The 20,942-nt window shown below is 40.1% G+C and carries 19 protein-coding genes; 9 read left to right on the top strand and 10 right to left on the bottom strand.

Annotation, left to right across the window (positions count from 1 at the left end):
* Window position 1: 1 nt before the first annotated feature.
* The 4 genes from R2Q80_RS18450 to R2Q80_RS18435 all read right to left on the bottom strand — a co-directional run bounded on the left by R2Q80_RS18450 (window position 2) and on the right by R2Q80_RS18435 (window position 3,480).
* Window positions 2-1,561: an N-acetylmuramoyl-L-alanine amidase gene (locus R2Q80_RS18450; RefSeq protein WP_316801020.1), complete on the bottom strand. Its 1,560-nt coding sequence runs from the start codon at window positions 1,559-1,561 to the stop codon at window positions 2-4.
* A gap of 2 nt (window positions 1,562-1,563) precedes the next feature.
* Window positions 1,564-1,926, bottom strand: a complete 363-nt coding sequence (locus tag R2Q80_RS18445; RefSeq protein ID WP_316801019.1) for a BlaI/MecI/CopY family transcriptional regulator — start codon at window positions 1,924-1,926, stop codon at window positions 1,564-1,566.
* A gap of 109 nt (window positions 1,927-2,035) precedes the next feature.
* Window positions 2,036-2,695: a DUF1345 domain-containing protein gene (locus R2Q80_RS18440; RefSeq protein WP_316801018.1), complete on the bottom strand. Its 660-nt coding sequence runs from the start codon at window positions 2,693-2,695 to the stop codon at window positions 2,036-2,038.
* Complete coding sequence (locus R2Q80_RS18435; RefSeq protein ID WP_316801017.1) at window positions 2,692-3,480, bottom strand: class I SAM-dependent methyltransferase; 789 nt, start codon at window positions 3,478-3,480, stop codon at window positions 2,692-2,694. Before R2Q80_RS18435 ends, R2Q80_RS18440 begins: the two co-directional genes overlap by 4 nt.
* A 44-nt stretch (window positions 3,481-3,524) precedes the next feature.
* On the opposite strand from R2Q80_RS18435, the gene R2Q80_RS18430 reads away from it, so the two are divergent.
* A complete protein-coding gene (locus R2Q80_RS18430; RefSeq protein WP_316801016.1) occupies window positions 3,525-4,385 on the top strand; it encodes a transglutaminase-like domain-containing protein in 861 nt (286 codons plus the stop codon).
* Between the two features lie 18 nt (window positions 4,386-4,403).
* Window positions 4,404-5,516, top strand: a complete 1,113-nt coding sequence (locus tag R2Q80_RS18425) for a glycoside hydrolase family 18 protein (RefSeq protein WP_316801015.1) — start codon at window positions 4,404-4,406, stop codon at window positions 5,514-5,516.
* On the opposite strand, the gene R2Q80_RS18420 is transcribed toward R2Q80_RS18425, so the two are convergent.
* From R2Q80_RS18420 to R2Q80_RS18410, 3 genes are all read right to left on the bottom strand, one after another.
* Entirely contained in the window at window positions 5,517-6,431 is a 915-nt protein-coding gene (locus tag R2Q80_RS18420; protein WP_316801014.1) for an alpha/beta hydrolase, read from the bottom strand.
* Between the two features lie 10 nt (window positions 6,432-6,441).
* Window positions 6,442-7,516, bottom strand: a protein-coding gene (gene prfB / locus R2Q80_RS18415; RefSeq protein ID WP_316801013.1) for a peptide chain release factor 2 whose coding sequence is annotated in 2 segments (ribosomal slippage) — window positions 6,442-7,455 and window positions 7,457-7,516 — 1,074 coding nt in all. Because the reading frame shifts where the segments join, the coding sequence is not laid out codon by codon here.
* Window positions 7,517-7,533: 17 nt separating this feature from the next.
* A complete protein-coding gene (locus R2Q80_RS18410; RefSeq protein WP_316801012.1) occupies window positions 7,534-8,838 on the bottom strand; it encodes an amidohydrolase in 1,305 nt (434 codons plus the stop codon).
* 225 nt (window positions 8,839-9,063) lie between these two features.
* Between R2Q80_RS18410 and pgi the strand changes: the two genes are divergently transcribed.
* The 6 genes from pgi (at window position 9,064) to R2Q80_RS18380 (ending at window position 17,035) form a co-directional block, all read left to right on the top strand.
* Entirely contained in the window at window positions 9,064-10,710 is a 1,647-nt protein-coding gene (gene pgi, locus R2Q80_RS18405) for a glucose-6-phosphate isomerase (protein WP_316801011.1), read from the top strand.
* A gap of 164 nt (window positions 10,711-10,874) precedes the next feature.
* Window positions 10,875-12,188, top strand: coding sequence for a pitrilysin family protein (locus R2Q80_RS18400; protein ID WP_316801010.1), 1,314 nt, complete (start codon window positions 10,875-10,877; stop codon window positions 12,186-12,188).
* Window positions 12,189-12,220: 32 nt separating this feature from the next.
* Window positions 12,221-13,660 (top strand): pitrilysin family protein, encoded by a 1,440-nt coding sequence (locus R2Q80_RS18395; RefSeq protein WP_316801009.1) that lies wholly within the window; start codon window positions 12,221-12,223, stop codon window positions 13,658-13,660.
* 152 nt (window positions 13,661-13,812) lie between these two features.
* The gene (locus R2Q80_RS18390; RefSeq protein ID WP_316801008.1) at window positions 13,813-14,514 is read left to right on the top strand and encodes a gamma-glutamyl-gamma-aminobutyrate hydrolase family protein; all 702 of its coding nucleotides are present in this window, start codon (window positions 13,813-13,815) and stop codon (window positions 14,512-14,514) included.
* A 101-nt stretch (window positions 14,515-14,615) separates the two neighbouring features.
* Complete coding sequence (locus tag R2Q80_RS18385) at window positions 14,616-16,565, top strand: beta-N-acetylhexosaminidase (RefSeq protein ID WP_316801007.1); 1,950 nt, start codon at window positions 14,616-14,618, stop codon at window positions 16,563-16,565.
* A complete protein-coding gene (locus tag R2Q80_RS18380; protein ID WP_316801006.1) occupies window positions 16,565-17,035 on the top strand; it encodes a CYTH domain-containing protein in 471 nt (156 codons plus the stop codon). The genes R2Q80_RS18385 and R2Q80_RS18380 overlap by 1 nt, the downstream gene beginning before the upstream one ends.
* A gap of 109 nt (window positions 17,036-17,144) precedes the next feature.
* Here R2Q80_RS18380 and R2Q80_RS18375 read toward each other — a convergent pair whose 3' ends face one another.
* The 3 genes from R2Q80_RS18375 to R2Q80_RS18365 form a co-directional block, all read right to left on the bottom strand.
* On the bottom strand, window positions 17,145-18,116 hold the full coding sequence (locus R2Q80_RS18375; protein ID WP_316801005.1) for an FKBP-type peptidyl-prolyl cis-trans isomerase: 972 nt from the start codon (window positions 18,114-18,116) through the stop codon (window positions 17,145-17,147).
* A 214-nt stretch (window positions 18,117-18,330) separates the two neighbouring features.
* On the bottom strand, window positions 18,331-19,317 hold the full coding sequence (locus R2Q80_RS18370) for an FKBP-type peptidyl-prolyl cis-trans isomerase (protein WP_047798888.1): 987 nt from the start codon (window positions 19,315-19,317) through the stop codon (window positions 18,331-18,333).
* A gap of 39 nt (window positions 19,318-19,356) precedes the next feature.
* Entirely contained in the window at window positions 19,357-20,367 is a 1,011-nt protein-coding gene (locus tag R2Q80_RS18365; RefSeq protein WP_316801004.1) for a DHH family phosphoesterase, read from the bottom strand.
* A gap of 113 nt (window positions 20,368-20,480) precedes the next feature.
* On the opposite strand from R2Q80_RS18365, the gene R2Q80_RS18360 reads away from it, so the two are divergent.
* Complete coding sequence (locus R2Q80_RS18360; RefSeq protein WP_316801003.1) at window positions 20,481-20,900, top strand: nucleoside-diphosphate kinase; 420 nt, start codon at window positions 20,481-20,483, stop codon at window positions 20,898-20,900.
* Window positions 20,901-20,942 lie beyond the last annotated feature (42 nt).

The following is a 20,942-nucleotide window of genomic DNA, read 5'->3' as shown; positions in this document are numbered from 1 at the left end:
TTTAGCATCCACGTTTAGAAAATTGTACAAACCCATCCAGTATCAAATTGCTGATCTTTCGGATGTTCTTTTCATCGTTGATAAAACCAAAGGACTTTTCATCAGCTATATTTCCCAGCTCGATCAACACAGCAGGAACCTTCGATTCCCGCAACAACAGCAGATTGGCTTCCTTTAAGGTATTGTTTATCTCAATACCCTTACTTTTTTTAAAGGCGTTCAAGATCCCGCCGGCCAGTTCTTCAATCAGCCTGATATTTGGGTTTTGTTTAGAAACAATGACTTCAATCCCACCAAATGGACTGGCACCTGCATGGCTATTTGCATTGTGATGGATGGAAATGAAAGCGGTTGCCATTTGCACCGGTAACCGGTCGCGGAGCGAAACATACTCATCAGCGCTTCTGGTAAGCCTCACTTTGATCCCCCTTCTTACAGCTTCCTCTTCTAAAATTTTTACCGCCCTTAAATTCAGGTCCTTTTCCTTTTGCCCCTTAGTCGCAATTGATGAATCATCCTTGCCCCCATGTCCCGCATCCAGAACCAAAGTCATTTCGTCAACCTCGTTAAAAGCAGACCTGGCATTCTGATTGACCTGAATTTCATTATTCAGGTAATTTCCGGCGTACATATCGGGCTTCAATGCCACATCAGTGTGAACTGCCTTTGCTTGTGCAGTTTTTTGAACAACAATTTCTCTCTTGTTGATAAATGCAACAGAACAAATGAGTAGTACAGGTAAAATGGCCAGATAAACCAGTTTCTGCATGCCTGTATTCGGTTCTTTGTACAACATCATAATCCTGTTTTTCAGTGGGAGTTTACTGAAATGCTTAGCGAATATATCCACAGATGGCATGGCCAGCTGGAGTAAAAGCGTAGCATATGTTTTTTTATCCGCTGTGCTTGCGGTTTCCTCATCGGCTAAAAATTCATGGTTATGATCAACAGCATTTCTCCAGAGATAAACAATTGGGTTAAGCCAAAGAACAGCCGCCACCAGATTAGCCAGAACTTTATCCACTACATGCTGCTGCGAAACATGTACGCGTTCATGCTGTATAACTAATTGCTTATCCCGATCCGACATTGAGGCATCAATAATAATCAGGTTAAAGAATGAACAATTCTTCAATGGCGAATGCGGCATAACCTCAACTATCCTGTTCATTCTAATCACACCATATCGCCGAAGCTGCAGCTTAATGCGTACGACATTAAAAAATAGACGCAAAATTAAAACCGCCACAATCCCGAAATAACAGTATTCAAAAATTTCACGCCAGCTATAAGACATATTACCGTCTTTGAACACCTCCGAGTCTTTTTCCAGAGAAGCCTCTGTAGAATATGCTATTGGGCTATCCTTTAATTGTGCAGCAATATCAACCTCCCTAACATGCTCAATACTGATGGAAGGAATAGCGAAACTCATCGCAACCAGCGCAAGCAAGTAAAACCGGTTAAACTGAAAGAACGTCAATCTGGCAAGGAAGAACCAGTATAGCCCAAAAAACAATGCCATGCAGACCGAAACTTTTAACAAATAAATGAGTGCCATAATCAGGAGTTTTTTTCGATGAGTTTTCTGATTTCTTCTATATCCTTTTCACTTAACTTTTCTTCTTTTACCATAAAAGATAAAAGACTTGCAGGAGAGTTGTCAAAGTATCCGGAAAATAGCTTTGAAAAAGTTGTTTTGGCGTATTCCTCCTTAGTTATTGCCGGAAAATATTCATACGTTTTACCATATGCTTTATAATTTACATAACCCTTTTTTTCCAGCAAACGTACAATAGATGATATGGTATTGTAAGGCGGTTTCGGCTCGTCGTCAAGTTCATCAATGATGTCTTTCACAAAAGCCTTCTGCAGCTTCCATAACACCTGCATAATGCGCTCTTCCGTTTTGGTTAATTCTTCCATATCCAAATCTATAACTTATTTTTCAGTTATACAACTAAAAAATAAGTTATTCGACTGAAAAAACAGTTATATCAATTAAATCACTGATAATAAAAGATATGAATAAAATTTATTTACTTAAACCTGCAAGTGCATTGATGGTTAGGGCCACTATTACAGTATTGAAAACAAATGCAATTAAGCTATGTAGTAAGGAAAGCCGGCGTAACTGCCGTGAAGAGATTTCTACATCCGACACCTGGAAAGTCATGCCCAGAACAAATGAAAAATAGGCGAAGTCAATGAAATCAGGTTCATCCTCTCCGGGGAAATCCAGACCTTTACCTTTGTCATCATCGCTATCACCATAGTAAAGGTGAGCGTATCGCATACTAAAAGTAGTATGCACCAGAAACCAGGATAAAAACATACCTGAAATTGCTGTTATAAGATCAAGCGCTTTAATGTCTTTATTAATCAGAAGCAATACTACTGCCAGTAATCCGGCAAAAGTAGATACCAGTACAATTGCAAAAATTTCTTCCCTGCTTTCATCCTGCATCCTGGCCTTTAAATGCGTTTCAGAAGATGAAGTATTGAAAAACATATACCAATGAAGGGATATCAGTACAATGCAAAAAAAATCCCAGCCCAGCATAATATGCGTTAGCGTACTCATCTGTAAAGCAAACGATACCCCACAACCCAATAACCCGGCAAAAAAGCTAACCAACAATATATATAGCGCTGAGCGCTTCTGTATACCTCTTAACTGGGCCTTGTCTCTCATTGCTTAAATTTAAGTTTGAAATGTTCTTTTACCTGACCTTTTTTGAAATAAACCAAACCAATCCAGAATAAATCTATCGTGACGGTAACCTGCGGATGAGCCTTAATTTCAGCCCAGGCTTCTTTCATACCTTCACTCCAGTAAATATCATCAAATATGAGTAGTGAATTTTCTGTTACTTTGGGCAAACACCATTTGAAGTAATTCAAAGTCGCGTCTTTACGATGGTTTCCATCGATATAAACAAAATCAAGTGATGGCTGTTTTGCAATCACATCGGGTAAAATCAAGTCGAAATTACCCACATGCAATTCGATATTCTCAATACCCATATCATCGAAATTGTTTTTTGCAACACCGGCCGTTTGTGGACAACCCTCAATACTGATTACTTCGGCACCAGGACATGCCTTGGCCAGATATGAAGTGGTAATTCCAAGGCAGGTCCCCAATTCAATTACAGTTTTAGGATTAGTATTTTTAGCTAATCGGTATATTAACTTGGCTAATCGTGGACTTTTCAACGCATTCTTGGCAATTTCACTTACTTTTTTAGTCCTGTTCTTATTTAAATGCGAACCAGCACCTAAATCGGTTACCGTAATACTAGATTCGTCATTAAAAAGTTTTTTTCGCTGTTCCTCAATCTTTTTATATTCAGATTTATCGCTAAAATCGTAAATTACCTCATCAGCTAACTTATAGACAAATGGCGAATGCGTCCCGTGGCGGGTTTTAGCTGTCAAACGGTGTTTAAGATAATCTGTAATAAATTGAAGTAGCATAATATTGCAAAAGTAAACAAACACCGCAAACGTATGTATCTTTTATGGAAAATATCTCGGAGATTAGTGCTTTAGTAAAATTGTTGGATGATCCTGATGAGGAAGTTTACCAGCATGTAGAAAAAAAATTAATGGAATATGGTGGTGAGGTAATCCATTATCTTGAAAACGCCTGGGAACAATCATTCGACGGATTATTGCAGGAACGTATTGAAAATATCGTTCATCAGATCCAGTTCAATACAGTCAAAGAAGACTTAAACCTATGGTACCTGAGCGGTGCGTTCGACCTGCTCCAGGGCGCTTTAATTATCAACCGTTATCAATACCCTGATCTGGACGAACAAAAGGTGATCAATCAGATTGAAGAAATCAAAAGAGATATCTGGCTGGGATTGCAATATGAAATGAGTTCCATAGAAAAAGTTAAACTCATCAACCATATTCTTTACCAGCAATATGGCTTTGGTGGAAATACAAAAAATCATCACGACCCTCAAAATTCTTACCTGAGTCAGGTGCTGGAAAGCAAAAAAGGAAATCAGATATCGCTTGCCATTATCTATTCCACGCTTGCTCAAAAATTAGATTTACCCATCTATGGCATAAACTTGCCCCAGCATTTCATTCTAGGTTTTATCGATGAAAGCAAACAAGATGCTACAGAATATGGTGTCCTTTTTTACATTAACGCCTTTAACAAAGGAAATATATTTGGAAAGCATGATGTTGATCAGTTCCTGCGCCAGCTCAATTTAGAGTCTCAGCAAGAGTATTACCGACCTTGTAGCAATACCGACATCATACGAAGGGTAATCAGGAACCTCATCTCCGCTTATGAAAGTGCAGGAGCAACCGATAAAGTTGCCGAACTAAATGAATTACAAACTATCCTTTCCGAATAACCCATAACAAGCCGTTTCATGAAATTTAACAAAAACGTTTGCAGCATGATGCTGATTGCACTCACCATGCTTGTATTCCAGGATAACATCCAGGCGCAAACGAAAAGCAAGCCAAATGTCATTGCATATTATACTGGAAACGGAACAGTGATAGAAAATTATCCGATAGAAAAAATAACCCACCTGATTTATAGCTTTGGCCATCTCAAAGGCGATAGTATGTTCATCCATAACGCCAAAGATTCTGCATTGATTGCAAACATGGTCGCCCTCAAGAAACGTAATCCTGAATTGAAAGTAATGCTCGCTATGGGTGGCTGGAGTGCCTGCCCCAACTGCTCTGAAGTTTTTAGCAGGGCAGATGGACGTAAAACATTTGCCAGAACAACCAAATCATTGCTCGATTATTTTCATGCCGATGGTATTGACATTGACTGGGAGTACCCGGCAGTATTAGGTTATCCCGGACATAAATATGCTGAAAGCGACAAGCAGCATTTTACAAGGCTAATTAAAGAACTGCGCAGAACATTGGGCAAAAAAGCAGAAATCAGCTTTGCTGCAGGCGGGACCAAAAACTGTCTCGACTCATGCTTCGAATGGAAAAAAGTAATGCCGCTTGTTAATCGTGTAAACCTAATGAGCTATGATTTAGTTGGTGGGTATGCGACAACCAGCGGACACCATACTCCCCTGTTTTCAACTGATAAACAAGAGCTATCTGCAGATTATGCCATCAGCCAAATGATTAAATATGGCGTTCCAGCAAATAAAATAGCACTCGGCGCTGCCTTTTACGCACGAATTTTCGAAAATACTATTGATGCCAACCAGGGGCTGTATCAGCCTTCTAAGTTTCTTCATGGTGTATCGTCACGAGATTACAAAAAAACATTAACCCCCGAAAATGGCTTCACGTATTATTGGGATGATCAGGCCAAAGCCCCCTATTATTACAATTCTGCAACTAAACAGCTGGTCACATTCGACGACGCAAAATCAATCGCATTGAAAACCAGATATGTTGTCGATCATAACCTAAATGGCATCATGTTCTGGGAACTTAACGACGACCCTTATACAGATGGCTTACTCGATGTGATTGACCAATCGGTAAAACAAGTGAAATAACTAAAATTTTTCCTTCTTTAACCAGGCTGCTAATAAGTTAAACCAATCAACATCGGAAGTTTTATTGATTAAACCGAAACCGTGACCTCCTTTTTCATAAAGATAAACCTCCGTATCGATACCCTCAGCTTTCAAGGCATCACTCATTAAAATGCTATTGGCGTATGGAACAGTTGCATCATCTTTAGCATGTACAAAAAAGGCAGGAGGTGTCCTTTTATTTATGTTTTTATTAGCCGAGAAATAATGTTTCAAACTATCGGCAGGTGCTGAGCCCAAAAGGTTCTTCATAGTGCCCGTATGTACCGACTCTTCAAAACTGATTACAGGATAAATAAGTGCCCCAAAATCAGGCCTAAGACTAATTTTCTCAGGGTTACTAATCTTTAAATTACTATAATGTGCAATTAACGTTGATGCAAAATGACCACCTGCAGAAAAACCGAGGATACCAACTCTATTTTTTTTAATTCCGTATTTTTTAGCATACTTCCTAACCAGATAGATAGCCTGCTCAGCGTCCTGCAAAGGTCCGTAAGCTTTATCAACCATAATCTGATCGCTCGGCAAACGGTACTTAAATACAAAGGCCGTAACACCAATGGCATTAAACCTCTTAGCCACATCAATACCTTCGTGACTGAATGCCAGGGCGCCATATCCCCCACCCGGACAAATAATTACTGCCGTACCGGTTGCAATGTCTTTAGGGGCCTCATAAACAGTTAAGGTAGGTGCAGAAACTTTGGTAATACTCAAAGTACCGTTGGTTCTTACCTCAGTTTTCTCCACATATTCAGCCGGTGTAGGCTTTGAGCCAGGTATTTCCCCGGTGTAAAGCGGAATAATTTCCTGCGCATTTGAAATTGTTACCCCCATACAAAACAGGATTAAAAGCAGAGCTGATTTTTTCATTTTTAAACAATTAAAACTCCATTAAATAGGCCTTCAGAAACTCATTGATATCTCCGTTTAAAACGGCATCCGGATTTGAAGTCTGATGATTGGTACGATGGTCTTTAACCCTTCTGTCATCTAAAACATAGCTCCTGATTTGGGAGCCCCATTCAATTTTCTTCTTGCTTCCTTCTATCGCGGCCGATGCTTCCATACGCTGACGCATCTCAATCTCATATAACTGCGATTTTAGCAAACGGATGGCGTTTTCCTTATTCTGAAGTTGTGATCTCGACTCCTGATTTTTGATAATGATGCCCGAAGGTTTGTGATATAAACGAACTGCAGTTTCAACCTTATTTACGTTCTGCCCGCCAGCACCACCAGCCCTGAAGGTTTCGAATTCAATATCCGCCGGATTAACATCTATTTCAATTGTATCATCAACTAAAGGATAAACATAAACCGACGCAAAAGAAGTATGTCTGCGATTATTACTATCGAATGGTGAAATACGAACTAAACGATGAACACCGTTTTCTCCTTTTAAATAGCCATAAGCAAAATCGCCTTTTATTTCAATGGTTACCGATTTTATTCCGGCTACATCACCTTCGGCATAATCCTGCTCAGTAATCTTATAACCGTTCTTCTCAGCCCACATTAAATACATCCGCAACAGCATACTGGCCCAGTCACAACTCTCGGTACCCCCCGCCCCTGCCGTAATCTGCATTACCGCCGGAAGCTGGTCTTCTTTGTTTCGAAGCATGTTTTTCAGTTCCAGTTCTTCTACCGCCTTTTTGCTGGTATCAAATTGTTCCTGCAATTCTGTTTCCGAAGCATCGCCCGACTGAAAAAAATCGTACATCACAACAACATCTTCTACCGCATTGTGCGCAGCATTGTAGCCATCAGTCCATTTCTTCTTGGTACTGATTTCGGCAAGTATTTTTTCTGCTTTTTTTGGATCGTCCCAGAAATCGGGCGCCATGGTTAATTTTTCTTCTTCGCGAATGGCGTAAAGTAGCTCATCAACGTCAAAGATACCTCCTCAGAGACGTTACCCTGTCTCTTAAATCCTGAACTTGTTCTTTGGTCATTCAACAAATATAGTATGTTATTTCTTCATTACCATATAATCCAGAGCGAGATTGGATAAGAGCTTCACCCCCAGAACAAAACCACTTTCATCCAGATAGAAATCAGGCGTATGATGCGAAGCTGCCTTCAATGGATCTTTACCCTTTGGCATGCCTCCTAAAAATACAAACAAACCAGGTACTTTTTCCTGGAAAAACGAAAAATCTTCGGCACCTGTTACCGGTGGCCTTAGCAGCACGTGGTCTTTACCAGCAGTGGCCTGCATACTGGGCAGCATTTTTTCCGTTAGCGCCACATTGTTAAAAGTTACCGGATAATGGTTGCTATATGGAATTTTTACCTCAGCAGTTCCACCCCCCGCCTCGGCCGTTTTCATGGCAATGGTTTTAATGCGTTGGATAAACATCGCTTCATCTTCTTTGCTGAAGTTGCGTACAGTACCCAACATCTCCACTTTTTCTGGAATAATATTCGAGCGGACACCACCATTGATGGAGCCTATCGTTACCACGCCTGGGTTTTCGGTTACATTTAAATTCCGGCTAACAATAGTCTGTAAATTATTTACAATCTGCGCAGAAATTACAACCGGATCAATACTGCTCCAAGGGTACGCACCATGTGCCTGACGACCGGTAACCGTAATTTTCATGTCGTTAACAGCCGCCATCGTGCCGCCCGGCCTGTAGGTAACATTGCCAACCTCGGTTTGCGAATTGATGTGAAGGCCAAAAATAGCCTCAACCTTTGGGTTCTCCAGTACACCTTCCTTAATCATCAAAGCTGCACCACCTTCTTCACCGGCAGGTACACCTTCTTCAGCAGGTTGAAAAATAAATTTAACCGTACCCGGAATATCCTTTTGCATTGCTGCCAGAACTTCTGCAACTCCCATCAGTATTGCTACGTGGCTGTCGTGGCCACACGCATGCATTACCCCAACTTCCTGGCCATTGTATTGTGTTTTTACTTTTGATGCAAATGGAATATTTACCCTTTCGCTTACCGGCAAACCGTCCATATCTGCCCTAAGCGCAACCACAGGCCCGGGCTTACCACCCTTCAAAACCCCAACAACACCAGTTTTGGCTACACCCGTAGTTACTTTAATGCCCAGAGATTCCAGGTGTTTTGCGATGATCCCTGCTGTTCTTATTTCCTGGTTACCCAGTTCGGGGTGCTCATGAAAATCCCTGCGCCAGGAGATTACTTTTTGTTCAATGAGATCGGCTTTTTTAGCAACCTGTTCATTTAAAGGCGATTTTTGAGCAAATGTGCTGAATGATAAAAGACAAAAGCCGAATAAGTATATTTTTTTCATGAAAGTTTTATTTTAGGAATTACTAAAATAACGATTATTAATTTCAAAACTAACAAGGCCCTTAATTTGAATGACCTTGTTATCCATAGCCATGATTCAGTTAGCATTCATATCAACCGATCCGATACCGACTCCCTTCAGTTTTATAAATTGTTAATGTTTTTTGAACATTAAAAAGACCATTTTAAATTTTTGCTTTATTACTTTTACAAAAAAACAAAGATTATGTTACCTAAAATAAATTTCACAGAAACTGAGGCATATAAATACCTGGCCGACCATTTTATCGATATCAATCAAAAAAGCATTAACGATCTTTTCGCCGAAGATGCAGATCGATATAACAAGTTTTCTGTTTTTTTTGAAGACATTTTATTAGACTATAGCAAAAACCGCATCAGCGATGAAACACTTGCTTTATTGATCCAATTGGCTCGGGAATGCAAACTTGATGAAGCCATCGAATCAATGTACGCAGGCGATAAAATCAATGAAACGGAAGACCGTTCAGTACTCCACATTGCATTAAGGAACCTGAGCAACACACCAATATTAGTCGATGGTAAAGATGTGATGCCTGAAGTAAACGCGGTGCTTGCTAAAATGGAGAAGTTCAGCAACAGCATTATCAGCGGCGAATGGAAAGGTTACACGGGTAAAGCCATTACGGATATCGTTAACATTGGCATAGGTGGTTCCGATCTGGGCCCGGTAATGGTTACTGAAGCTTTAAAGCATTATAAAAATCATTTAAATATCCATTTTGTTTCAAATATCGATGGTACCCATATTGCTGAAACACTATCAGAATTAAACGCCGAAACAACACTGTTTTTGGTAGCATCAAAAACCTTCACTACTCAGGAAACCATGACAAACGCACATTCTGCACGTTCCTGGTTTCTGGAAAAAGGTGGTAAAGAACAGGATATTGCAAAACATTTTGCTGCATTATCTACAAATGCTAAAGACGTTTCTGCTTTTGGCATCGACACCGAAAATATGTTCGAATTCTGGGATTGGGTTGGTGGCCGCTACTCATTGTGGAGCGCCATTGGTCTTTCAATCTCATTAAGCATCGGTTTTGATAATTTTAAACAACTACTGGCAGGCGCCCATGCTACCGACAATCATTTTAAAACAGCAGAATTCGAAACTAACATCCCGGTAATCCTTGGATTATTAGGTGTTTGGTACATCAACTTTTATAACGCGGAAACACAGGTAATTTTACCTTACGATCAATACCTGCACCGCTTTTCAGCCTATTTTCAGCAAGGCGACATGGAAAGTAATGGCAAGCATGTAGATCGCAACGGAAATGAGGTTGATTACGAAACGGGTCCGATCATCTGGGGTGAGCCCGGAACGAATGGCCAACACGCCTTCTATCAGCTCATTCACCAGGGCACCAGAATTATCCCTGCAGATTTCATCGCCCCTGCACAGAGCTTAAACCCTTTAGGTGACCACCATCCCATACTGCTCTCTAACTTCTTCGCACAAACCGAAGCATTGATGAACGGCAAAACAGAAGAAGAAGTAACTGCCGAACTGGAGAAAGATGGTAAATCTGAAGATGAAATTAAAACAATTGCACCTTTCAAAGTATTTGAAGGCAATCGTCCAACCAACTCCATTTTATTGAAAAAGATTACCCCATACTCTTTAGGAAGCCTGGTCGCCATGTATGAACACAAAATCTTTGTTCAGGGCATCATCTGGAATATCTTTAGCTTCGATCAGTGGGGGGTGGAACTGGGTAAACAGCTGGCTAAAAAGATTCTGCCTGAATTAGCAGGCGAGGAGAAAGTATCCAGTCATGATAGTTCTACAAACGGCTTAATTAATCAATATAAAGCCTGGAGATAAAAATTATTCAAAAAGCGGGTATAATTACTCGCTTTTTTTATTTAAATGCTTTATTTTAGTCCCAATCCAATCATATTAATGAATGGATAATTAATACACATACGAAATGCTCTCTCGCTTCCTGCTTTTGATTATTTCTAATCATTAAAAACCAATTTATACTCATGAAAAAAAGATTTCTCTTTGCTCTGGCTATTTCTGGCCTGTGCTTCAGTGCTGCTGCACAAAAAGTACAGTTCACAGAATTTGATCTGGACAATGGCCTGCATGTCATTCTTCACCAGGATAAAACTGCGCCCGTTGTTGCCGTTTCGGTGATGTACCACGTAGGCTCAAAGGATGAGGAAACAGAGCGTACAGGATTCGCACATTTCTTCGAACACCTGCTGTTTGAAGGTTCAGACAATATCAAACGTGGTGAATTTATGAAGCTGGTGAGCAGTAATGGCGGTCAGAATAATGCCAATACCTCACAAGACCGTACGTTCTATTATGAAGTTTTTCCGTCAAACCAGCTGGAGCTCGGATTATGGCTCGAAAGCGAAAGAATGTTACACCCGGTAATTAATGAAACTGGAGTTAAAACCCAGAATGAAGTCGTTAAAGAAGAAAAACGTCTGCGCATTGATAATTCTCCTTACGGAAAATTCACTGAAAAAATCTTTTCACATTTATTTGATGGGCATCCGTACCGCTGGCAGCCGATCGGTTCCATGGAACACTTAAATGCCGCCAAGCTAAGTGAATTTATTGCTTTCTTTAAAAAATACTATGTTCCAAACAATGCAGTGCTAACCATTGCCGGCGACTTAGACGTAGACAAAACAAAATCACTCGTTAAATCATATTTTAATGAAGTACCTAAAGGTGCAGCGGTAGTTCGTAAAACGTATACCTTACCTGAAATCACAAAAGAAATTATCGACACTGCTTACGATGCAAACATCCAGATTCCGGCAATTTTCGCTGCATATCGTGTTCCTGGAATGAAAAGTAGAGACAGTAAGGTTTTAGGAATGATCAGTTCGATTTTATCAGGCGGTGGCAGTTCAAGATTAAGTACTAAAATGGTCGATGAAAAGAAAACCGCATTACAGGTTGCCGCCTTCAATTATAGCCTTGAAGATTATGGCGCTTACATCACCCTCGCACTCCCAAACAAAAACACACCACTTAATGATTTATTGAAAGATATTGATGAAGAGGTAGCTCGCCTGCAAACCGAATTAATAAGCGAAAGTGATTATAAAAAATTACAGAATAAATTCGAAAACGATTATGTAAGTGCAAACAGCAGAATGCTTGGCGTAGCCGAAAACCTGGCAGCAGGCTATACTTTCCATGATAAGGATACCAACGATATCAATAAAGAATTAGAGGTAATCAGGTCGATTACCCGAGAGGAAATAAGAGACGTCGCTAAAAAATACCTGGGCAAAAACCAACGAGTTGTTTTGTATTACTTACCAAAGAAATAAGCAATCGCTTTTCATAACAATTATTCAAAATCATGAAAAAATTATTCATATTAGCCGCTGTTTCCTTATTGGCTCAAGGCATTTCAGCACAAACCATAAATCGCAGCCAGAAACCAAAACCGGGCCCCGCACCGGTAATTACCATCGCTGATCCGGCCATCTATAAATTAGCCAACGGAATTACCATTCTTGTTGTAGAAAATCACAAACTACCGAAAGTTTCTGCAAGCTACAGCATGGATGCAGGTCCTATAACTGAAGGCGGCAAAGCCGGTGTGGTTAGCCTGATGGGTAGCATGTTAAACGAAGGAACAACATCAAAAACCAAAGCCCAATTTGATGAGGCTGTAGATCAGCTTGGGGCAGATGTAAGTGCCGGTTCTAATGGAGGGTTTGCAACTGCATTAACCCGCTACTTTCCACAGGCATTTGCACTGATGGCAGAGAGTATCCGTCAACCAGCCTTTCCGGCCGGGTCATTTGAAAAACTGAAATCTCAAACGCTCACAGGCCTCAAGTCGAACGAAAAAAGTGCAAAGGCAATATCTGGCCGGGTAGTAAATGCACTAGCCTATGGAAAAAACCATCCAAACGGTGAGTTCGAAACAGAAGCTTCGATCACTGCCTTAACACTTGCAGATGTAAAAGCTGCCTATGCAAAATACATTACGCCCTCTCGCGGTTACCTTACTTTTGTTGGAGATATTAAACCTGAGGCTGCCAAAGCACTTGCTGAAAAAGCTTTTGGTGACTGGAAAGGAGCAACTTTAACTTTGCCTGTACTGGCAAAAGTCAGCAATCCTGCGAAAACAGAAGTTGATATTATCAACGTCAGCAATGCTGTACAATCCGAAATTACGGTGGTTAACCTGATTGATCTGCCAATGAGCAACCCTGATTATTTCCCGGTCTTGCTTGCTAATCAGATTTTAGGAGGTGGTTCTGAATCCAGGCTATTTAATAACTTACGTGAAAAACACGGCTTTACCTATGGCGCCTATTCCAGTACAGGCGCAGGCCGTTTTCAATCGAAATTCTCAGCCAATGCTGCTGTTAGAAATGAAAAGGTCGACAGTGCAGTGGTAGAATTCCTGCATGAAATCAATAGCATCAGAACAGAAAAAGTATCCGCTGAAGAGTTACAAAATGCTAAAAATTTATACAATGGTAGTTTTGCCCTGGGCCTTGAGAATCCCGCAAGAACAGCTGGTTTTGCCAGCAGCATCCTGATTAACAATTTACCGAAAGATTTTTATCGTACCTATCTGCAGAAATTAAATGCTGTTACCACTGATGATGTACTGAGAGTGGCAAAAAAATACTATAACCATGATAACACACGAGTTGTCATTGTCGGCAAAACGGATGCATTTGAAGCTGGATTAAAGAAAGCCGGATTTTCGGTAAATCAGTTTGATAGTTTCGCTGCACCGGTTAAAGCCTCAACATCTAACACGCCATTAAAGCAATAATCTGCAAACTGATCCAGATAAATCTTTGTGAAAACTAAGTTCCGAACAGGGAAATTCGTGATGACCGCCACTGCAACCAGTGGCGGTTTTTTTGTGTTTCACCCAATTGAAATCTTTTCTATATTTTAGTATCCCTTACGGAAAAGATAATCATGTCAGATAAAATCATTATAGGTGTAACAGACTGCAGCAAATTCTCGATCTACCGCGACTGGGTGATGGCATACAACGATGATGTTGAGGTGATCCAGCTCGGGTACAAACTAAATAATTTTGATGAAATCACCAGATGCCAGGGCATTGTACTTACCGGCGGGGAAGACGTTCATCCACGATTCTATAACTTACCAGAATACTATCATTACTGCTATGAGGACGACATAGATGAAAAACGTGATGAATTCGAATTCAAAGTACTGGAATTTACAGAAGCCAATAACATACCCCTTCTGGGTATTTGCCGGGGCATTCAGGTGGGGAATGTTTTTTTTGGTGGTACACTTATTCCCGATATCCCAACCTGGGGGAAATTCGACCACTCAAAAATGCCTGATAAAAGTGATCGTCACCATGAAATCATCGTGAATCCATCCTCCTGGTTAAGCACCATCGTAAATACAGATAGGGGCCTGGTAAACAGCAACCACCACCAGAGCACAGATAAAACAGGTAAAGGCCTGGTAGCATCAGCAATAGCTGCTGATGGCGTGGTTGAAGCGATGGAAAGGCTTCATCCGGATAACAAGTCCTTCCTGCTTTTCATACAATGGCATCCTGAGCGGTTAGATAAAAATTCGCCTTTCAGTAAAAATCTGCATGAGGCATTTATTCTGGCAATTACCTCCACACCTTAAATTCAATTTTTCGACCAAACATCGCAAAATCATCTGATTTAAAATCTTTTTAATAAATTGCAGATTAATCCTCATCCGGTCTGTCCGCAGTTTAAGATATAATGAAAAAATTAATCCTGATGATTAGCTTCTGCATCGCAGTAGCTCATTTGTACGCCCAAAACATAGTAAGTGAACCAGAAATCGGCGATGCTGAAAGTACTGTGTCTCAAATGCCAGTTGTCATAATTCCGGAGCCTGTATCTTTGATGAAAAAGACAGGCACCTTTACTTTACCCGAAAACGTAATCATCCAGGCACTCAAAAGTGCCGAACTCAAACAGAGTATCACCTTCTTATCCGACCGCATAGGTACATCAACGGGAAAATTCGTCAGTGTCGTAAATAATGCTACACATCCCACAATTAAACTGATTCTTAACAGCCAGGCCGATCCACAATTGGGAAATGAGGGCTATAAGCTTAATGTTAACCCTACACAAATAGTCATAACAGCAAATAAACCTGCAGGGATATTCTGGGGAGCACAATCCTTAATACAACTTTTCCCTGCCGAAATGGAAAGCAAAGAACTGATCGACAACCGGAAATGGAGGTTACCCTGCGTTGATGTGGTGGATTATCCCAAACTGGGCTGGAGAGGCCTGATGTTCGATGTGGCACGCCACTTTTTTACCAAAGATGAAGTGAAAAGATTCATCGATGATATGGTCCGTTATAAATTTAACCTGTTACACCTGCACTTAGCAGATGATGAAGGCTGGAGAATCGAAATTAAAGGCTTACCAAAGCTTACTGAAGTAGGCGCATGGAGTGTAAAAAAGGTAGGCACTTTCGGCGATTTCGTTCCGCCAACGGCCGATGAACCTCGCACCTACGGTGGATTCTATACTCAGGACGATATTAAAGAACTGGTACAATATGCTCAGGAACGTTTCGTAAATATCCTTCCCGAAATTGATGTACCCGGACACAGCTTAGCAATAATCGCATCTTACCCTGAACTTTCCTGCACACCTGATGCAGTAAATTATAAGGTACGTTCAGGGGAAAAAATTATGGACTGGAGCCGTGGCGCTCCTCCAATTGCCTTAGTTGATAATACACTCTGCCCCGCAAATGAAAAAGTATATAGTTTTCTCGACACCGTAATCACGCAAATTGCTCAACTTTTCCCCTTTGATTATATTCACATGGGAGGAGATGAAGCTTCTCATAATTTCTGGGAAAAGAACGATCAGGTAAAAGCATTAATGCAACGTGAAAACTTAAAAACCATCCCTCAGGTGCAGGCTTATTTCGAAAAAAGAGTAGAGCAGATTGTAATGGCTAAGGGCAAGAAGTTTATGGGCTGGGATGAAATCCTCGATGGTGGTGTATCTCCAACGGCCGCAGTGATGAGTTGGAGAGGAATGAAATATGGAATTCAGGCAGCTAATGACAAACACAACGTTGTGATGAGCCCAACAGAATTTGCCTACCTGGATTACATGCAGGCTGATGTAGTTACCGAACCGCGCGTATATGCTTCCCTAAGACTAAATAAAGCATATCAATTTAATCCCGTTCCGGCAAGCGTAAATGCACAATATGTAATAGGTGGACAGGCGAACCTGTGGACAGAACAGATCTTTAATTTTCGCCAGGTACAATATATGCTTTGGCCTCGTGCTTTTGCCATTTCTGAATCAGTATGGAGCCCAATCGAAAAGAAAAACTGGACAAACTTCGTGCAGCGTACAGAGGAACATTTCAAACGATTAGACTTGGCTGAAACTAAATATTCTCCTGCCATTTACGACCCAATGATTAGTGTAAAAAGGTCTCCAGACAAGCAATTGATGATCGAACTTACACCGGAAATTGACGGGCTGGATATTTATTACAGTTTCGACAATTCTACTCCCGATCGCTTTTATCCCAAATATACTGCCGCAATTGTCCCGCCAAAAGACGCAAGCATTTTAAGGATAATCACGTATAAGGGCAAACAACCAATAGGCAGGCTGATTAGTATTCCGGTAACTGATTTACAAAAAAGATCAAGATAATGGGAAAGGAAATAGAAAGAAAATTCCTTTTAAATCCCTCAGAATGGGAAAAATTAAGCAAGCCAGAAGGTAAACATTTAAGACAAGGTTACATTTTAACCGATCCTGACAAAACGATTAGAGTAAGAGTGGCAGACTCAAAAGGATGGTTAACCATTAAAGGCATTTCAATAGGTGCCTCCCGGTTGGAATATGAATATGAAGTTCCTTTGCAGGAAGCCCTCGAATTACTGGATCATTTTTCCGATCAGGAACTTGAAAAAATCCGTTATGAAATTGTTCACGAAGAAAAGCTATGGGAAATTGATATTTTTCTCGGTGATAACAGCGGGTTGATCGTGGCTGAAATAGAACTGTCTTCAGAGGATGAATACTTTGATTTACCCATCTGGATTGATAAAGAAGTTACACACGAACAAAAATACTTCAACTCAAACTTAACCCAGAATCCTTTCAAAAACTGGCCCTGAAAATTCAATAATTCAGCCATTCCATCACTCATTAATCCAACACTACGCCCTAACAAAAAATGCAACCTTTAAGGTTGCATTTTTTGTTGCTAAATACGTTCGTGTAAAGCTATTTGCTTAGCGGCAAACGACCAACCGGCTTAATAATTCTTTTCAGTTCAACGTCAAATACCAAAGGGGTAAATGGATTAAATGGCCCTCCACCGTTTTCGCCAAAAGCCAGTTTCGATGGCAGAATCATCTTTATCTTACCACCAACACCAATCAGCTGAATCCCCTGGATTACCCCCTGAGGCAGCTGTCCCAAAGGCAAATTACGTGGAATATACTGAACGCTTTCAGAGAATATACCTGCATCCTTCGCAATTCGTGCATCCGAAGTATCGAATACGTTTAATTTTCCGTCAGACTTTTTATTCGTAAACTGGCCCGTATAGTCCATCACTACTGTATCAGTTAAACTTGCTCTTTCACCATTACCCGGACGCTCAATAATATAATTTAATCCAGATGGAGCCGTAGTCACCTTCAGATTATTCTCATCAATGTATTTCTTAATCTTAGCTGGCTCAACTACTTTATTTTTCTCATTTAAGGCCTTATATTCTGCCTCAAAAAACAATCTTTTCTTTGCATCAAAAATCGAATCAACATCATTTCCCTTGTGTAACACCTTCTCAATTTTGATAGTAAAAGTGGCGATCCTGGATTTTAAATTCTTTGGATTCGGGGTACCTGAATATTTTTCCATCGAATCAAGATTAAGTTTAATAACAGCACTGTCCCCCTCTCCTAATAGTTTTAATCCGGAGGTTAAATCCCCTGGAAACATCGATTTTGTAATCGCAAAAAAGGCAGGGCGTTCATTATCATAAGTATTAACCATTACCGAATCAGGGTTGGTAGTCGTTTCAACAGTTTCAACACCGTTTAACTTAACGTAATCTCCTTCCTGAATTTTTGGTTTTCCTTCACTGCTATAGATCTTGTAGGTCATCGCACCTTCACCCTTTTCGAATTTATTGCATGCTGCAAGTCCCAATGTCACTGCAAATGCAACAACTAATACTTTTCCTTTCATTTTTACTGTTATTATTTAACTGCTAAGCGATTGCTCAATCAACTTATTGGTTAACGCCCGATATGATTTGATCGGTACAAAGATAGGCGATAATATGTTAAAAAGCAGAAACACAAATCATCAAAGCACAATTCCAATGTAAAACTATAAAACTCCCTTACACAAAAAAGTCCCGCCTATTGCTAGGCAGGACTTTCTAAAACATTAAGAATTATTATTTCTTAACCGGGGCTGTAGCAACAGGGGCTGCACCAGCTTTTGGCTTGATAATATCTTTAATTTCAAGATCAAATACAATTGGGCTGTTCGGCATAATTCCGGCCTGTGGAGCACCTTGCTCACCATAACCTAATTTAGATGGAATAATAACTTTAATTTTTCCACCTTTACCAATCATTTGTAAAGCCTCATCAAAACCTGGTACTGTTTGTCCTAAAGCCATTTTCTGTGGGCCGTATGGTTTACCTGGTCTTGTATTACCTTCTTTTTTATCTAATTTCTCATCGCTGGTATCAAAAATTTTGTAAATACCATTCTTACCTTTTTTAGTAACGCGACCTGTATAGTCAACTAAAATCGTATCACCAGCCACAGCTTTTTCTGCAGAACCTGGCTTCTCAATAACATAGCTTAAACCACTTGGCGTAGTTTTAACATCTAACTTATTATCTTCAATAAAAGCTTTGATTTTTGCAGGTTCAGCAGCTTTTTGTTTTTCAGCTCTTTCTTTGAAATCTGCCTGGAAAAACTCAGTTGCTCTCTTCTGGAAAGTTGAATCAGCCTCACCAGCATTTTTCTTGAATACTTTTTCGATTTTAACGGTAAAAGTGATGTATTTATCGTTTTTGAACTGCTCTGGCTTTGGTTGTTTGCTTTGAGCAGCCATCGTATCTAAATTCACTTTGAAGGTAGCACTATCGCCTTCTCCAAATAAAGTCAATACATCATTCATGTCACCAGCATACATTTTCTTTTGTGCAGGAAATACTGCAGGCATTTCGCTATCGTAGGTACTCGATAAAACTGAATCTTTATCGTTGGTTTGAACAAAGTTCATTTTAACGATATCGCCTTCTTTGATTTTTTCTTTACCATCAGAATGATGAATCGTGTACAATAAGCCCCCGGCACCCTTTTTCTCCTTGTTACATGCTGCTAAACCTAGAGTTGCAGCTGCTAGAATAATTATTCCTTTTTTCATTTAATTTATGTTGACTTTTTAAAGTTTTGATTTGTAATGTTAAGCAAGTAGCTGTTCCTTGTATTCTTCTAAAATAGATTTAAACTGATCAACAACTTCATGTAGTTTATGGTCTGACGCACCTCCTGCAGCATTTCTATGCCCACCTCCATTGAAGTATTTCTTACAGATTTCATTAGCAGGAAAATCTCCGGTTGAACGAACAGACAACTTTACTTTATCCGTACGCTCCACAATCAATGCTGCCAGTTTAATGCCGTTAATTGATAAAGCATAATTTACAACACCTTCCGTATCCCCGGTAGCACTATGATACTGTGCCAATTCCTCTTTAGTTACCGATATAATTGCAGTATTAAACTCTCTTAAAACTTCGAGCTTATTCGATAAACAATAGCCTAAAAAGCGTAAGCGGTTTTCGCTGGCATTATCGTAAACCAACTGATGAATTTTCCAATGCTCGGCACCAAGGTCGATCAGGTTTGCCGCAATGCGATAAACATCCGATGTGGCAGATTCGAAACGAAATGAACCAGAATCTGTCATAATCCCCGTATACAAACAAGATGCAACATCTTTATTAATCCCGGCTTTGTCCTCAAGTTGATTTACGATGAAGTCGTAAACTAATTGTGCAGCCGCACAGGCATTAATATCCCAGTGGCGGTATTCGTCAAAATCTTCGGGCTCGAGATGATGGTCAATCATCACTTTTGTAGATTTCGAAACCCTCACCAATTCACCTAACTCATTAATACGGCTTAGCGTATTAAAGTCCAGACAAAAAATGATCGATGCCTCATCCACCAGCCGTGCTGCCTTCTCCTGGTCTTCAGTAAAAATAATAACGTCCGAATTATTTGGCATCCAATGTAAAAAGGTTGGATAGTCCGTTGGAGTGATCACCTTAACATGATGTCCCTTCTGAATCAGATACCCGTAAAGACCCAGTGAAGAACCCATTGCATCACCATCAGGTTTGTGGTGCGTGGTAATCACAATTCGTTGTGGAGTAGCTAATAAGGATTTTAATTCTGTAAGTGTTATCATATTTTAAGAGTTGCAAAGCTAAGTAAAAATTAATATTATTAGATGTATTTAACTATCCTTTTATATTCATCAATTAAAACGTATTTTTGCACAAAATTTGATATCAAAACACAATGAGCACGAATAGAACTTTTACTATGATCAAGCCTGATGCAGTTGCAAATGGCCACATCGGATCAATCATCAACGACATCACCAATGCAGGTTTTAAAATCATTGCATTAAAATATACTAAGCTTACAGAAGAAACTGCAGGTCAGTTCTATGCTGTTCACGCTGAGCGTCCTTTCTACAAAAATTTAGTAGGCTTCATGTCTTCAGGTCCAATTGTAGCTGCTATTCTGGAGAAAGATAACGCAGTAGAAGATTTTAGAAAACTGATCGGCGCAACAAACCCTGCAGAAGCAGCAGAAGGTACAATCCGTCAGAAATATGCAAAGTCAATCGATGCAAATGCAGTTCACGGGTCAGATTCTAATGAAAATGCAGAAATTGAAGGAAACTTCTTCTTTAAAGCCGACGAACGTTTCTAAGCTTTAAATGACGGCATAAAACAATAAAACCCCGAACATTCG

This window comes from Pedobacter frigidisoli, assembly GCF_032678525.1.
In the GTDB taxonomy this organism is placed as follows: Bacteria; Bacteroidota; Bacteroidia; order Sphingobacteriales; family Sphingobacteriaceae; genus Pedobacter; species Pedobacter frigidisoli_A.
This window is presented reverse-complemented; position numbering and strand designations above follow the sequence as displayed.

Coding starts and splice junctions, on each gene's coding strand:
- R2Q80_RS18450 (WP_316801020.1), bottom strand. CDS start 1,561: ATGGCACTCATTTATTTGTTAAAAGTTTCGGTCTGCATGGCATTGTTT.
- R2Q80_RS18375 (WP_316801005.1), bottom strand. CDS start 18,116: ATGAAAGGAAAAGTATTAGTTGTTGCATTTGCAGTGACATTGGGACTT.
- R2Q80_RS18420 (WP_316801014.1), bottom strand. CDS start 6,431: ATGAAAAAATCAGCTCTGCTTTTAATCCTGTTTTGTATGGGGGTAACA.
- R2Q80_RS18380 (WP_316801006.1), top strand. CDS start 16,565: ATGGGAAAGGAAATAGAAAGAAAATTCCTTTTAAATCCCTCAGAATGG.
- R2Q80_RS18410 (WP_316801012.1), bottom strand. CDS start 8,838: ATGAAAAAAATATACTTATTCGGCTTTTGTCTTTTATCATTCAGCACA.
- R2Q80_RS18400 (WP_316801010.1), top strand. CDS start 10,875: ATGAAAAAAAGATTTCTCTTTGCTCTGGCTATTTCTGGCCTGTGCTTC.
- R2Q80_RS18445 (WP_316801019.1), bottom strand. CDS start 1,926: ATGGAAGAATTAACCAAAACGGAAGAGCGCATTATGCAGGTGTTATGG.
- R2Q80_RS18440 (WP_316801018.1), bottom strand. CDS start 2,695: ATGAGAGACAAGGCCCAGTTAAGAGGTATACAGAAGCGCTCAGCGCTA.
- R2Q80_RS18360 (WP_316801003.1), top strand. CDS start 20,481: ATGAGCACGAATAGAACTTTTACTATGATCAAGCCTGATGCAGTTGCA.
- R2Q80_RS18390 (WP_316801008.1), top strand. CDS start 13,813: ATGTCAGATAAAATCATTATAGGTGTAACAGACTGCAGCAAATTCTCG.
- R2Q80_RS18370 (WP_047798888.1), bottom strand. CDS start 19,317: ATGAAAAAAGGAATAATTATTCTAGCAGCTGCAACTCTAGGTTTAGCA.
- R2Q80_RS18435 (WP_316801017.1), bottom strand. CDS start 3,480: ATGCTACTTCAATTTATTACAGATTATCTTAAACACCGTTTGACAGCT.
- R2Q80_RS18395 (WP_316801009.1), top strand. CDS start 12,221: ATGAAAAAATTATTCATATTAGCCGCTGTTTCCTTATTGGCTCAAGGC.
- R2Q80_RS18365 (WP_316801004.1), bottom strand. CDS start 20,367: ATGATAACACTTACAGAATTAAAATCCTTATTAGCTACTCCACAACGA.
- R2Q80_RS18385 (WP_316801007.1), top strand. CDS start 14,616: ATGAAAAAATTAATCCTGATGATTAGCTTCTGCATCGCAGTAGCTCAT.
- R2Q80_RS18425 (WP_316801015.1), top strand. CDS start 4,404: ATGAAATTTAACAAAAACGTTTGCAGCATGATGCTGATTGCACTCACC.
- pgi (WP_316801011.1), top strand. CDS start 9,064: ATGTTACCTAAAATAAATTTCACAGAAACTGAGGCATATAAATACCTG.
- R2Q80_RS18430 (WP_316801016.1), top strand. CDS start 3,525: ATGGAAAATATCTCGGAGATTAGTGCTTTAGTAAAATTGTTGGATGAT.